This is a genomic window from Streptomyces sp. NBC_00440, assembly GCF_036014215.1.
Taxonomy (GTDB): Bacteria; Actinomycetota; Actinomycetes; order Streptomycetales; family Streptomycetaceae; genus Streptomyces.
Genome location: NZ_CP107921.1, coordinates 4,248,872 through 4,262,123 on the forward strand (window position 1 = coordinate 4,248,872; position 13,252 = coordinate 4,262,123).

Sequence of the window (13,252 nt, forward strand, 5' to 3'; positions counted from 1 at the left end):
CCCGGCGTCGGCCCCCCACCCCCGCACCCGGCGTCGTTGACGATGTCGGGTGCGGGTGACCTGCCGGGGTGGAACAAGCCGGGCCGGGCCACGCCCGGTCCGGCTCCGCCATGTCCGGGCCGGCCTGAAGCGATGCTGCCCGTGTCCCCCCGGTTCAGCGCTGCGGTGAGGCGATCTCCCGTGCCGCGGCGACCTCCTGGCGCAGTGGGGCGAGGACGCCTTCGTCGTCGCCCTCGATCCGGGTCGGTACCTCCACCAGGGTCGCGCTGGACCGCAGCCCCTGCGCCAGCTCCCGCAACTGCTTGGTCACCTCGCCGACTTCCTCCGGAGCGGGCGGCCGGGCGCCGTGGTCGACGCGTACCCGCGCGGCTGTCGTCGCGTCCACGATCCGTTCCGCCGCGACGACCAGCGGCCACCAGGCGGCGGCCCGCGTGCCGGTCGGCGGCGGTTCGGTCAGGGCCCGCTGGAACTCCGTCCGCACGACCGACAGATCGCGGTAGATCCGCCGCCGCAGCCGCGCCCGGTCGCCGTGATCGCCCGGTGCGGCCGGTGTCCCGGTGGCTTCGCCCGCAGGCCCCGGCCTGCTTCCCCCGCCGAAGGCGCACTCGACATAGCGCGCGCTCTCCTCGACGGCGATGGCCAGCCGGTCGCCGATCCGGCTGTGCCAGCTCTCCGGCCAGAGCAGATAGCCCGCGACCAGGGTGATCCCGCAGCCGATCAGGCTGTCGAGCAGCCGGGGCAGCACCAGATGGAACCCCAGGTGGTTGAGCTGGTCGGAGATCAGCAGGATCACCGGGGTGATGGCCGCGGTCTGGAAGGCGTACCCCTTGGCGGAGACCGCCGGGATCAGCGCCGCGAGGACCACCATCACCGGGACGTCCCACCAGCCGCGCGGTACGACCCCCAGGACCAGCGCGGCGGTGAGCACCCCCACCGCGGTGCCGAGCGCGCGCAGGACCGCGCGGGAGAAGACCGAGCCGAAGTCCGGCTTCAGTACGAAGGTGACGGTGAGCGCGACCCAGTACGAACGGGGGACGCTCACCACCGACACCAGCACCTGCGCGAGGCCGATGCAGAGCGCGAGCCGCAGGCCGTAGCGCCAGGAGGTGGGCGAGAGCAGGACGGTGACGGCGGCCCGGCGGGCCCGGACACCGAGTGCGGCGGGGCGGCCGAGCCGGTCGTCCGCGCCGTAGTGGTCCGGATGGTCGGAGTCCGCGTGGTTGACGACGGCGGCCGCGTGCCGCAGCGCGGCGTTCATGGCGCGGTCGGCGGGCCCCTCGGGCCCGGGGAGCTCCAGGTCGGGCACCGCACCCGACCGGCCCGTGGCGACCACATCGGCCAAGTCCCGGACAGCGGCAGCGATTTCCGGGCGGCGCGAGGCGCGGCCGTGCAGATGGGCCGCTGCGGCCGCCTCGATCAGCGGGACGAGCACATTGAGCTGGGCGAGCAGCCGCACCATCGATGCGCTGCGGCCGTGGTAGTGGGCGCGCCGGGCGAGGATCAGGTCGTACGAGGCGTTGAGCGAGGCGGTCACGGCCTGGCGTCTGACGTCGTACGCGGTCGTGCCCGCGGCCGCGAGCAGCTCGGCGGCTGCACGGTAGGTCGCGGCGACCGCGGTCCGTTCCGGGGTCCGCGCCCGCAGCGGCCAGCCGAGCAGGGCGAGCATCAGCACGAAGAGCCCGCCGAGCGAGAGCAGCAGCGGAGCCTTCCACCAGGGCCCCGGCATCGGGAGGCCCGCGCCGACCACGGAGTTGAGCAGGAGCAGCAGCCCCGAGACGGACGCCACCGCGCCGATCGTGGAGATCATCCCGGAGACCAGCGCGACCAGCGTGAGGACGGCCACCGCGATCCAGCCGTCGCCGTACACGAGGGTGCCGAGCATGACGCCGATCGCGCCGAAGCACTGCGGCACGGCGATGTTGAGGATCCGCATCCGGTACGCGTCGGCGGTGTCGCCGATGACGCCCGAGAGCGCCCCCATGGCGACCAGCGCCCCGTACCCGGGCTGTCCGACGGCGAGGCCGACGGCCAGCGGCGCGGCCAGGGCGATGCTCGCGCGGACCACGGCGGCCCAGGGGATCGGCGCCGACTGCGGGCGCAGCCCCCGGATCAGCCACTCCGGTGGCGAGATCAGCGGCTGCTTCCTCTGTGCGTCTGCGCTGCCGCTGACCGTGTCACCCATGCCAACAAAATACGGCCTGGTGTGCGGATTTCCTCCGCCGCGTACGCCTGCGCCCATGCCGGCGCCCGTGCCCGCGCCCCTGCCTCTGCTCATGCCCGTGCGTGTGTCCGTGCTGATGCCGGTGCCCGGTGCGGCGTCCTGTTACGCCGTACGAGTTGCCGGGACGCGGCTTCGGGTGTGCGCTGGGAGGAGGCGAGCGGAAGGAATCTGCCATGGCCACACCCACGACACTCCGCGGACACCGGCCGGCCCACCGGCGCCCGGCGGCGCACCGGCGCCTCCCGGCAGCGGCCGTGGCGGTGCCGGTCGTCCTCGGCATCGTCTACGCCCTCTACACGGCGTTCATCCTCAGCTCCACCTCGCCCGGCCACCCCTTCAGCACCGCCAAGATCGTGCTCAGCATCGTCTCGGGCCTGGTGCTCGCCGTGCTGGCCTTCGGGTTCGGCCGCATCCAGCACGCGCTGCCGCGCGAGGCGAGGGCCGCCGGGTACGGCGTACTCATCGGCGGAGCGATGGGGTTCCTGTACTCGATGACCGGGTCGAGCGTGCTGTCGTCGTCGTTCATCGGCGCGGGGTTCGGCATCGGCGCCCTGGTCACGACGTTCTACCTCTTCTACACGCACGAGGACTGAGCCCGGCCCGTACGTCCTGGGCGTCCCCGGTCCGTACGTCCTACACCTCGGCGGGCCGGCGCGGGGTCCCGTCGTCCGCTGCCAGCTCCACCAGCGCCAGCGCGACGAGCACGGACAGGGCGATCCCCACCGCGACGCCCGCGGTGGGCCGGTCCCAGACCAGGTAGACGGCGAGCGCGACGGTCACCACCGTCGCGTTCAGCCAGGTCCTGGCGCGCAGCACCCAGAGCCCGGCGCGCCCGGTGCGCAGGCCCATGGCGTCGCGTACGGCGCCGATGGTGCCCCGCCACACCGTCCGCACCCGCACCGCGACCCGTCCGGAGCCGCCCAGCCAGGCGGCGAGCGCCAGCACGGCGCCGACGACGGCGATCATGCGCACCGCCGTTCGCAGGAAGGCCGTCAGCGCGTTGATGACAGCGGCCGCCGCGGGTTCCGGGATGTCGGCCGGCAGCCGGTCCAGATACAGGCTGCGGAAGACGGCGAGCGCCAGGCCGAGCAGCAGGGCACCGGCAGCCACCGCCAGGCCCGCGGTGACCAGGGCGCGTCGTCTGCGCACCGCGAGGAGAACGCCGCCCGCCGCCAGCAGCACGGTCACCATCGGCAGCCAGAGCCCGCCGATCCGCAGCAGCCGGAAGGCGGTGCGCGCCCGGCCGACGGCCTGCGAGTCCAGCACCGTGTACCGGGTGTGCACCGTCGGGATCTTCGACGCGATGGTCAGCCCGCTGTCCGTGAGCTGCTTCTTCGCGGCGTCCGTCACGGGCGCCAGATCGATCGTGAGCGCGCTGCCCCGGTCGCTGGTCAGGGCCTTCTCGGCGGCCGTGTGCGCGGTCCTGTTGAGCTGGGCCCAGACATCCGTGAACGCGTCGCTGTCGACGAACCCCGCGACCGCGCTGTGCACGAGCTCCTTGAGTCCGGAGGCGATCGGCTTGTTCAGCGCGCCGATGGCCAGCTCGATCTCGGCCCGCTCGGCGGGCCCGACCGACTTGAGCAGCGCGTCGACACTGACGTACTTCACGATGGCCTCCGTCGCCCGGTCGGTCACGGCGGACTGCACGGCCGGGTCGGAGGCCAGCGGCCGCATCAGCGCGACATACCGGTCGGTGTCACCCACCACGTCGCGCGTCCAGACGGCGACGGCGGAGACCGGGGTGAGGATCCCGGCGACCACGATCAGCAGGACGGCGAAGAACGACCGCACCCGGCGGCCGGGCGGGTACCTCTCCGGCGGACGCCCCTCCGGCCGTGGTCCCTCCGGCGCGGCGGGCCCGGGCCGTAGCCCGCCGAGTCCGCCCGCGCCGTCGTCCGTCACGTATCCAGGGGATGCCACCGGCCGGGAGCCCGCACTCCGGACGGCGCCATTCGGCCATTTCCGCCGCACGTCCGGTACGCCCCGCGCTACCAGGCCTGGAGCCCTCTCGTCCGGATCAGGCCGGATCCTGCACTAGCCGTTTCCTTGGTCGCCGAGCGCTGAGACGATGGCCGGAAAACGGGAGGAACACATGGCAGAGGTCTTCATGCGCCGCCTGACCAGATGGCAGGCCGAACAGCAGCGGGAGGCCGTCGCGGACACCTATGTCGAGGCATACCGGGGTCCGCGTGGGGAGGAGTTCCACGACCGTCAGCACTTCCTGGAGCGCTTCGCCGAGGACATGCAGCGCCCGGGCTTCGACATGATGGTCGCCGACGGCCCGTCGCTGGCCGGATGTGCGTACGGATACGTCCTGGAGCGCGACGGCGGCCTCTGGCAGGGCTTCCGCGGCGGACTCCCGGTGGACATCGAGGAACTGACCGCGTCGGGGCAGGTGTTCGTGCTGGCCGAGCTGATGGTGCAGCCGTCCTACCGGCGGCAGCGGATCGCCACCCGCCTCGTCGACCAGTTGCTGGTGCGTTCGCGGGCGGCGCTGATCGCGGCCCTGGTGGAACCTTCGAACGAACCGGCCAGGGGCGCGATGCGGGGATGGGGCTGGACCCGCTTCGGCGACGTGCGGCCGCGTGAGCAGCAGGACCCACTGGAGCTGCCGGAGCCGTCGCAGTTGCAGCCGGAGCACACGTACGAGGCATGGAGCCGCGCCATCGTGCACGCGGGCAGCGCGGGGTAGGGGGCGGGCGAAGGAGAGTGGGGAAGGGGATTCGAGCAGGTGAGAGACCCTAGAGCCAGCCGTTGCGGCGGAACCCCCGGTACATGATCAGGCAGGCGGCCGCGATCACCGCCATGGCCAGGGGATAGCCGTACTCCCAGTGCTTCTCCGGCATGTGGTCGAAGTTCATGCCGTACACCCCGCACACCATGGTCGGCACGGCGACTATGGACGCCCACGCGGTGATCTTCCGCATGTCCTCGTTCTGCTCGATGCCCACCTGCGCCAGATGCGCCTGGAGTATGGAGTCGAGCAGTGCGTCGTACGCGGTGGTCTGCTCCGCGATCCGGGTGAGCCGGCCCGCCACGTCGCGGAAGTACGTCCTGATGTCCTGGGTCATCAGCGGCAGCGGCTGCCGGGTGAGCAGCTTCTCCAGCGGGCGGCAGAGCGGGACCACCGCCCGCCTGAACTCCATCAGCTCCCGCTTGAGCACGTAGATCCGCCCGGCGTCACCGCTCGCGGCCTGCTGCGAGAAGACCGTGGACTCGACGGCGTCGATGTCGTCCTGCACGGCGTCGGCGACACAGGCGTACTGCTCGACGACGCGGTCGGCGATGGCGTGCAGCACGGCGGCCGGGCCCTTGGCGAGCTGACCGGGGTCCGCCTCCAGGGCCTCGCGCAGCGGGCCGAGCGAGCCGTGCCGGCCGCGCCTGACGGTGAGGACGAAGTCGGCGCCCGTGAAGACGACCAGCTCTCCGGTGTCGACGATCTCGCTGGTGGTGGTCAGCTCCTGGTGCTCGACGTAACCGACGGTCTTGAGCACGGTGAAGAGTGTGTCGCCATAGGTGTCGATCTTCGGGCGCGGATGCGGGCGCAGCGCGTCCTCGATGGCGAGCCGGTGCAGCCCGAACAGTTCCCCGAGCGTGGCGAGTTCCGTCTGCTCCGGCTCGTGCAGCCCGATCCAGACGAAGCCGCTGCCCTCCGCTCTGACCCGGCGCAGTGCCTCGTCCGCCGGGCAGTCGCCCGGCTGCCGGACACCGTCGCGGTAGACCACGCAGTTCACGACCGCGCTGCCGAGCGGGGAGCGGGCGGGGTGGCTGAGATCGACCGTGGGGTGGTGGGGACGCCGCACGGCACGGCTCAGGGTGCGGAACATCGGCATGGGGGCTGCTCCTTCGGCGGACCGCGGGCCAGTGTGCCACCGCCGGTCCGCGCAGCTGAGGGCCGGTACCGCTCAAGGATCCGGGGGCGCCGCTCCGACCAGCCCGCAGTGGCGGCTACAGCCCAGCGACGACGTACAGCCCCGGGAGAACTACAGCCCCGGGACGAGCTGACGAGCTGACGAGCTACAGCCCCGCTGCGGCGGCTGCCTCGCGGAACACCGCCTCCAGCATCGGCCGCGTCAGCAGCCCGGTGTTCACATTGCGCCGGCTCGGGTGGTAGCAGCCGAAGAGCCGCAGCTCGTCGCGGCCGTCCGTACCGGCGAGCACCACCTGCGCGCCGTGGCCGAACACCGGCCGCGGCCGGGGCAGCCGCCAGCCCGCATCGGCGAGTACGGGCAGCAGGGCCTGCCAGCCGAAGCCGCCGAGCACCACCACCGCGCGCAGCCCGGGGCGCAGCAGCGCCAGCTCCGCGGCGAGCCAGGGCCGGCAGGTGTCGCGCTCCTCGGTGGTGGGCTTGTTCTGCGGCGGCGCACAGTGCACCGGGGCGGCCATCCGTACTCCGCGCAGGGTGAGCCCGTCGTCGGCGGCGGTGGCGGTCGGCTGCGATGCGAGGCCGACGGCGTGCAGCCCCGCGACCAGGAAGTCGCCCGCCGGGTCGCCGGTGAACATCCGCCCGGTCCGGTTCCCGCCGTGCGCCGCGGGTGCCAGCCCCACCACGGCCAGCGCGGCTTCGGCGGGGCCGAAGCCGGGAACGGGCCGCCCCCAGTACTCCTGGTCCCGGTACGCCGCCCGCTTCTCCACGGCCACCTGCTCCCGCCAGGTCACCAGCCGGGGACAGGCACGGCAGTCGACCACCTGGGCGTCCAGCGCGCCGAGTGTGGCGCAGCCGGGCGCCCGGCGGGCAGGGAAGGACCGGTCGTCGGCCCCCGGCTGCGGCTCTGAAGCTCTGGACTGCGACGGCTTCGTGGGCTGCGACGGCTTCCTGGACTCGGACGACGTCCTGGACTGCGACGACGCACTGGACTCCGGTGACTCGGCCATCCGGCCACGGTACGGGGCGGACGCACAAGGCTCCCGGCGGCGCGGAAAACCTGTCGCCCGGCCGGGACGCGCGCCGATAACCTCGCGAGGCCCCAATCAACGGGCCCGGAAGCAACGGGCCCGGAAGAGTTCAGAGCAGCTCAGAGAAATCAGCGAAAGAGGAAGACGATGCGGCAGTTCCACGGATTCATCAGGCCGTCCCTCTCTTCCACCCCCACTGAGGACCTCTGTGCACGACGCCATCCTGAATCCCGGAACGACCCTGAACCTGGGCGTGCTCGCCCACATCGACGCCGGTAAGACCAGCCTCACCGAACGGCTGCTGCTCGACAACGGCGCCATCTCCGAACTCGGCAGCGTCGACGCCGGCAGTACGCAGACGGACACCGGCGAGATCGAGCGCGAGCGTGGCATCACCATCCGTTCGGCGGTGGCGCCCTTCGCCGTCAGAGGCGCCGGTGGGATGCAGATCAACCTGGTGGACACCCCGGGCCATCCCGACTTCATCGCCGAGGTCGAGCGGGCGCTGTCCGTGCTCGACGGCGCGGTTCTCGTGCTGTCCGCCGTCGAAGGCGTACAGGCGCAGACCTGTGTCCTGCTGAGGTCGCTGCGCCGGCTGCGGCTGCCGACGCTGCTCTTCGTCAACAAGATCGACCGCACGGGTGCGCGCTCCGACAGCCTGCTGGCCGACATCCGCGCCCGGCTCACCCCGGACATCCTCGCCATGAGTGCGGTACGGGACGCGGGAACGGCAGCCGCCCGTACGGCCGTACGGCCCCTGGAGCAGCCCGGGTTCCGCAGGGCGGCCGCCGAGGCGCTGGCCGAACACGACGAGGCCCTGCTGGCCCGGCTGGTGGCGGGCGAGCTGCCGCCGGCCGACGACGTACGGGCCCGGCTGACCCGGCAGTGCGGGGCCGGGCTGCTGCACCCGGTCTTCTTCGGCTCGGCCCTGACCGGCGAGGGCATCGCCGCACTCACGGACGGCATCACCACGCTGCTGCGCCCGCAGCGGACCACCCCGGAGGCCCCCGCAGCCGCCCCGCGCGGCACGGTCTTCGCCGTCGAGCGCACGGGCGCAGGCGAGAAGGTCGCCTACCTCAGGCTGTTCTCGGGAGAGGTACGCGAACGGCAGCGCATCACCTACTGGCAGCGTGAACCCGGCGGGAAACAGACCGAGTTCAGCGGCCGGATCACCGGACTCGACGTCGTAACCGCCCCCGTCGTGTCCGTCCCGGGCGTCCCCGGCGTCCCTGGCGTCCCCGGTGCCCCTCGTGCGCACGGCGCCGCGGGCGGGAAGCCCGGCCGGCGGCTGACGGCGGGCAGCATCGGCCGGGTGCGCGGTCTGCCCGGCATCCGGGTCGGGGACCGGGTGGGCGCGCCCGGTGACCGGCCGGAGCAGTACCACTTCTCGCCGCCGAGCCTGGAGACGGTCGTACGGGCGGGTGGCCCCGGGCAGGAGGCGCGGCTGCACGCGGCCCTGCTGGCGCTGGCGGACGAGGACCCGCTGATCCGTACCCGGGCTGCGGGCGGCGGCGCGACCTCCGTGCTGCTCTACGGGGCGGTGCAGCAGGAGGTGCTCGCGGCGCGGCTGGAGCGGGACTTCGGCCTGAAGGTGGTGTTCGAGCCGGTCCGCCCGGTGTACTTCGAGCGGCCGGCCGGCCGGGGTGAGGCGGTCACCGAGATCGACCCGCACGGCGCCAACGACTTCCTGGCGACGGTGGGCCTGCGCGTCGAACCGGCCCCGCGCGGCGCCGGTGTCATCTTCGCGCGCGAGACCGAGTGGGGTGTGCTGCCCCGCGCCTTCCACCGCGCCATCGAGGAGTCCGCGCTGCGGACCCTGCAACAGGGCCTGTACGGCTGGGAGGTGACCGACTGCACGGTCACGCTCACCCGGACCGGTTATGTGGCGCCGCTCACCGTCGCCGCGCACTTCCGGCAGCTCACGCCGCTGGTCCTGATGCGGGCGCTGAAACGCGCGGGCAGCCGGGTCTTCGAGCCGTGCCAGACGCTGGAGGCGGAGATTCCGGTGGACGCGCTCAACGCTGTCGTCGGCTGTCTCGTCCCGCTCGGGGCCGAGGTCACGGGCTCCACCGAGGCCGGCCCGTCCTGGCTGGTCACGGCGGAACTGCCGGTCAGGCGGGTGCAGGAGTTCCAGAGGGCGCTGCCGGGACTGACCCGCGGGGAGGGAGCGGTATGGTCCCGCCCGGGGCAGGACCGACCGGTACGCGGCCCGGTGCCGAACCGGCCGCGCACCGACGGAAATCCCCTGAACCGGGAGGAGTACATGAGGTTCCTCGCCGACCGCAGCCTCGCCGACCGCGGCCTCGCCGACTGAGGTACGGGCCGGGGGCGGGGGGCGTACAGGGACGGCACCGTACGCCCCCGCCTTCCTCCCCCGCGCCCCCCCGCCTCAGCCGAGCGGCTTGTCCAGGACCGCCTTGCGGTGGCTGAACGTCTCCAGCGAGTACCGGCCGTGGTAGCGGCCCATCCCGCTCTCCCCCACCCCGCCGAACGGCAGCTCGGGCACGGTGAGATGGGCCACCGGCAGGCCGAAGCCGAGGCCGCCCGACGAGGTCTCCGTGGTGAGCCGGTCGCGGGTCAGCACCGAGTCCGTGAACGCGTACAGCGCCAGCGGCTTGTCCCGGTCGTTGATGAACGTGATGGCCTCGTCGAGCCCGTCGACCTCCACGATGGGCAGGATCGGGCCGAAGATCTCCTCGCCCATGACCGGTGACTCCGGCCGGACTTCGGCGAGCACGGTGGGCGCGAGGTAGCGCTGCGCACGGTCGCTGTCGCCGCCGACCACGACCCGGCCCGAGCCGAGCAGACCGGTCAGCCGGTCGAAGTGGCGTTCGTTGATGATCCTGCCGTAGTCGTCGGATGTGGCCGGGTCGGCGCCGAACAGCTCCCGTACGGCCGAGGTCAGCGCGGGCTCCAGCTCGCGGGCGGTCGCGGGGTCGGTGAGGACGTAGTCCGGGGCGACGCAGGTCTGGCCCGCGTTGAGGAACTTGGTCGACGCGAGCCGGGCGGCCACCGCCGCGAGGTCCGTGCCCCGGTCGACGAACGCCGGTGACTTGCCGCCCAGTTCCAGGGAGACCGGCGTCAGATGCTCGGCGGCGGCCCGCATCACGATGCGGCCCACGGCGCCGTTGCCGGTGTAGAAGATGTGGTCGAAGTGCTCGGCGAGCAGGGCGGTGGTCTCCGGCACGGCGCCCTCGACCACGGTCACCGCGTCGCGGTCGAGATAGCGCGGCAGCAACTCGGCGACCGCCCGCGAGGTGGCGGGGGCCACCTCACTGGGCTTGGCGACGACGCAGTTGCCCGCGGCGAGCGCCCCGGCGACCGGGGCGAGGAGCAGCTGAAGCGGGTAGTTCCACGGGGCGATCACCAGGACGACGCCCAGCGGATCCAGCACGGTCCAGGCGCTTGCCGTACCGAGGTGCTCCGGTACGTCGACGGGCTCGGGCCGCAGCCAGCCCTCCAGCCGCTCCAGGGTGTGGTCGATCTCGCGCACGGTGAAGTCGATCTCCGTACGGAACGCTTCGCGCTCGCTCTTGCCCAGGTCGGCGTGGAGCGCGGCGGCCAGCTCCTGGCGGTGTCCGGTCAGCATCGCCCGCAGGCCGTGCAGCTGTTCGGTGCGCCAGGACAGGGTCTTGGTCCGGCCGGTACGGAAGGTGGCACGCAGCCTGGCGACGGCTTCGGCGGGCTTCTCGGTGGGCTGCACGGATGCTCCTCGGTTGGGTTCGGAAGGCCGTTCAAGTATTTGCATGTCCCCAAAGGAGGGCGGCCTCCCGGTTCCCGTTCGGACCGGAATGCACGCCTCGGGCAACGGTTCCTCATTCGTTCGGGTACGCGTTGTGGCATTCGGTCGCAGCGGACGGGGCCTGCGCACACCTCTTGCCCAAGGCTCAGGGGGACACCCGTGCTGTCCGGCGCGGGGAAGGAGATGGGACGCGATGGGTACCGATCACATCGACACCGGGTTGCTGAAGGAGCTGACCGAGCAGTCGCAGGATTTGAACAGCGACGCGCTCCGGGTGACGAACTCCGCTCTGGCGGATTTCGCCGAAACGGCCGAATCTTCGAGCCGCCGCTGGTGGCAGCGCCGGGGCACTCTGCTGGGGGCCGCGGGTGCGGCGACCCTGCTGGGCGCCGGACGCGCGGCGGCAGCGTCGAGCACCGACGTCATGGCACTCCAGACGGCCGCTTCGATCGAGAACCTGGCGGTGAGCGTCTATCACACCGCCGCCGGGCTGCCGTTCATCAAGACCGGCAACAAGACCGTGCTGGCCTTCATCACGAAGACGGCGCAGCAGCACACGGCGCACGCCCAGGCGTTCAACGCCGCCGCCCAGAAGGCGGGCGGCAAGGAGCAGACGGGTACGGACCCGAAGTACGCGGCGGTCGTCAAGAAGACCCTGCCGACGATCAAGAACTCGGCGGACGTGGTCAAGCTGGCCATCACGCTGGAGGACGTCGCGGCGCAGACGTACACCAAGAACATCGGGCAGGTCCACGACACCAGCCTGCGGCAGCTCTTCGCCTCGGTCGCGCCGGTGGAGGCCCAGCACCGCGCCACGCTGCTCGCCGTGCAGGCCCTGCTGGCCGACGGGGACACGAACCTCATCGCGATCCCCACGGACGTCGCGAAGCTTCCCGCCAGCATCGGCAGTGTCGGCTTCCCGGACGCCTTCTACCCCACCAAGATGGCTTCTCCGGTCAGTGAAGGGGCCGTGAAATGAGCAGCACCAAGGGCAGCTGGGAGCTGCCGATCAGCGAGGGCGAGTTGTCCCGTCTGACGAGCGAGATGGACGAGGCCCACCGGGCGACCCTGCCCGTCATGGCCGCGTCCGCCCGTGACCTGTCGGCGGAGCTCAAGGACCTGGGGACCTCCGGTCCCGATCCGGTCCAGGAAGAGCGTTCGCACCTGGCGCGCCGCCGCTTCCTGACCGGCGCAGGTGCGTCGGCGGCCATGCTGGCGCTCGCCGCGTGCGGCGGGAAGACGTCCACCACGCCGACCGGGGCGGGCGCTTCCGCGTCCACGTCGGCCAGTGCTTCGGCGTCCTCGTCGGGCGGGGCCTCCAAGTACACCGGCGACCTGAAGGTCGTCGCGCTGTCGGTGGCCCTGGAGAACCAGGCCGTCGCCGCCTACCAGGCGGCTCTCAAGGCGGCCAACGCGGGCAAGCTCGGGAAGGTGCCGCCGGCGATCGCGACGTTCATCCAGACCGCGATGGCGCAGCACAAGGACCACGCCGACGCGTGGAACGGCGTGCTCTCCAGCGCGGGCAAGCCCAAGATCACCGATGTGCCGCTCTCCGACCAGCCCGCTGTCACCAAGGCGCTCGGCCAGGTCAAGGACGTCACGGGGGTGGCCAAACTGGCGCTCCAGCTGGAGGACCAGGCCACGGAGACCTATGTGTTCGCGACGTACAACGTCAAGAGCCTGGGCGGGGTCAACACGGCGGCGACCATCGCTCCGGTCGAGGCCATGCACGCGGCGATCCTGCACTACGTGCTGGGCCAGTACCCGGTGCCGGACGCCTTCATCGGTACGAAGAAGGCCGCCAGCCCCAGCCTGCTGACCGTCTGACGCCGTCCGCCCGACGGCCCGCAGCCCGTCCGACCACGGTCCGCCCGTCCCCTTCCGGCTCCCCGGCCAGGTGCGTAAACTCCCCCCACGCGCCTGGCCGGGGCCGGGGCGGCCGCCCCGACGAACACCGGAGGCACCATGCTCACCCGTAACCGCAGGCCGCGTGTGGCGGTCGCCGTAGCCGCGCTCTGCATGCTGACCGCTGTCACCAGTTGCTCGGACAGCGGATCGAAGTCCTCGTCGTCGACGTCCACCAAGCCCACGACCGCGGCGTCCACGGCGAGCGGCAGTGGCACCCAGATCACGATCAAGAACTTCAAGTTCACGCCCGCCGCCCTGACCGTCGCCCCGGGGACGAAGATCACGGTGACGAACAAGGACTCGACGACCCACACCCTGACGGCCACCGGCAAGAAGGCGTTCGACACGGGTGACATCGCCGCAGGGAAGACGGTCACCTTCAAGGCACCGTCCGCCAAGGGCAATTTCCCCTACATCTGCACGATCCACCAGTACATGAAGGGCACGCTGACGGTCAGCTGACCCGACAGCGATATCTGCCCCGT

The 13,252-nt window shown here is 72.3% G+C and carries 11 protein-coding genes; 6 read left to right on the forward strand and 5 right to left on the reverse strand.

From position 1 onward, the window contains the following. Nucleotides 1–154: 154 nt before the first annotated feature. The gene (locus tag OHB13_RS19235) at nucleotides 155–2,182 is read right to left on the reverse strand and encodes an FUSC family protein (RefSeq protein WP_328377923.1); all 2,028 of its coding nucleotides are present in this window, start codon (nucleotides 2,180–2,182) and stop codon (nucleotides 155–157) included. Nucleotides 2,183–2,394: 212 nt separating this feature from the next. Between OHB13_RS19235 and OHB13_RS19240 the strand changes: the two genes are divergently transcribed. Beyond that, complete coding sequence (locus OHB13_RS19240; protein ID WP_266855119.1) at nucleotides 2,395–2,814, forward strand: hypothetical protein; 420 nt, start codon at nucleotides 2,395–2,397, stop codon at nucleotides 2,812–2,814. 40 nt (nucleotides 2,815–2,854) lie between these two features. Here the strand turns inward: OHB13_RS19240 and OHB13_RS19245 are convergent, their stop codons facing one another. Next, the gene (locus tag OHB13_RS19245; RefSeq protein ID WP_266855118.1) at nucleotides 2,855–4,123 is read right to left on the reverse strand and encodes a hypothetical protein; all 1,269 of its coding nucleotides are present in this window, start codon (nucleotides 4,121–4,123) and stop codon (nucleotides 2,855–2,857) included. A gap of 190 nt (nucleotides 4,124–4,313) precedes the next feature. Here OHB13_RS19245 and OHB13_RS19250 point away from each other — a divergent pair, with 190 nt between their 5' ends. Then, nucleotides 4,314–4,913: a GNAT family N-acetyltransferase gene (locus tag OHB13_RS19250; RefSeq protein ID WP_266855117.1), complete on the forward strand. Its 600-nt coding sequence runs from the start codon at nucleotides 4,314–4,316 to the stop codon at nucleotides 4,911–4,913. Nucleotides 4,914–4,962: 49 nt separating this feature from the next. Here OHB13_RS19250 and corA read toward each other — a convergent pair whose 3' ends face one another. After that, nucleotides 4,963–6,054, reverse strand: a complete 1,092-nt coding sequence (gene corA, locus OHB13_RS19255) for a magnesium/cobalt transporter CorA (protein ID WP_266855116.1) — start codon at nucleotides 6,052–6,054, stop codon at nucleotides 4,963–4,965. 184 nt (nucleotides 6,055–6,238) lie between these two features. After that, entirely contained in the window at nucleotides 6,239–7,096 is an 858-nt protein-coding gene (locus tag OHB13_RS19260) for a uracil-DNA glycosylase (RefSeq protein WP_328377924.1), read from the reverse strand. Between the two features lie 229 nt (nucleotides 7,097–7,325). Between OHB13_RS19260 and OHB13_RS19265 the strand changes: the two genes are divergently transcribed. Then, a complete protein-coding gene (locus OHB13_RS19265; protein WP_328377925.1) occupies nucleotides 7,326–9,431 on the forward strand; it encodes a translation factor GTPase family protein in 2,106 nt (701 codons plus the stop codon). A 75-nt stretch (nucleotides 9,432–9,506) separates the two neighbouring features. On the opposite strand, the gene OHB13_RS19270 is transcribed toward OHB13_RS19265, so the two are convergent. Further along, nucleotides 9,507–10,865 (reverse strand): aldehyde dehydrogenase family protein, encoded by a 1,359-nt coding sequence (locus OHB13_RS19270; RefSeq protein ID WP_401607005.1) that lies wholly within the window; start codon nucleotides 10,863–10,865, stop codon nucleotides 9,507–9,509. A gap of 187 nt (nucleotides 10,866–11,052) precedes the next feature. On the opposite strand from OHB13_RS19270, the gene OHB13_RS19275 reads away from it, so the two are divergent. The 3 genes from OHB13_RS19275 (at nucleotide 11,053) to OHB13_RS19285 (ending at nucleotide 13,229) form a co-directional block, all read left to right on the forward strand. Continuing rightward, nucleotides 11,053–11,838: a ferritin-like domain-containing protein gene (locus OHB13_RS19275; protein WP_266855112.1), complete on the forward strand. Its 786-nt coding sequence runs from the start codon at nucleotides 11,053–11,055 to the stop codon at nucleotides 11,836–11,838. Continuing rightward, a complete protein-coding gene (locus tag OHB13_RS19280) occupies nucleotides 11,835–12,686 on the forward strand; it encodes a ferritin-like domain-containing protein (protein ID WP_266855111.1) in 852 nt (283 codons plus the stop codon). The genes OHB13_RS19275 and OHB13_RS19280 overlap by 4 nt, the downstream gene beginning before the upstream one ends. A gap of 138 nt (nucleotides 12,687–12,824) precedes the next feature. Continuing rightward, a complete protein-coding gene (locus tag OHB13_RS19285; protein WP_328377927.1) occupies nucleotides 12,825–13,229 on the forward strand; it encodes a cupredoxin domain-containing protein in 405 nt (134 codons plus the stop codon). Nucleotides 13,230–13,252: the final 23 nt, after the last annotated feature.

Coding starts and splice junctions, on each gene's coding strand:
- OHB13_RS19235 (WP_328377923.1), bottom strand. CDS start 2,182: ATGGGTGACACGGTCAGCGGCAGCGCAGACGCACAGAGGAAGCAGCCG.
- OHB13_RS19240 (WP_266855119.1), top strand. CDS start 2,395: ATGGCCACACCCACGACACTCCGCGGACACCGGCCGGCCCACCGGCGC.
- OHB13_RS19250 (WP_266855117.1), top strand. CDS start 4,314: ATGGCAGAGGTCTTCATGCGCCGCCTGACCAGATGGCAGGCCGAACAG.
- corA (WP_266855116.1), bottom strand. CDS start 6,054: ATGCCGATGTTCCGCACCCTGAGCCGTGCCGTGCGGCGTCCCCACCAC.
- OHB13_RS19260 (WP_328377924.1), bottom strand. CDS start 7,096: ATGGCCGAGTCACCGGAGTCCAGTGCGTCGTCGCAGTCCAGGACGTCG.
- OHB13_RS19270 (WP_401607005.1), bottom strand. CDS start 10,865: ATGCAAATACTTGAACGGCCTTCCGAACCCAACCGAGGAGCATCCGTG.
- OHB13_RS19275 (WP_266855112.1), top strand. CDS start 11,053: ATGGGTACCGATCACATCGACACCGGGTTGCTGAAGGAGCTGACCGAG.
- OHB13_RS19280 (WP_266855111.1), top strand. CDS start 11,835: ATGAGCAGCACCAAGGGCAGCTGGGAGCTGCCGATCAGCGAGGGCGAG.
- OHB13_RS19285 (WP_328377927.1), top strand. CDS start 12,825: ATGCTCACCCGTAACCGCAGGCCGCGTGTGGCGGTCGCCGTAGCCGCG.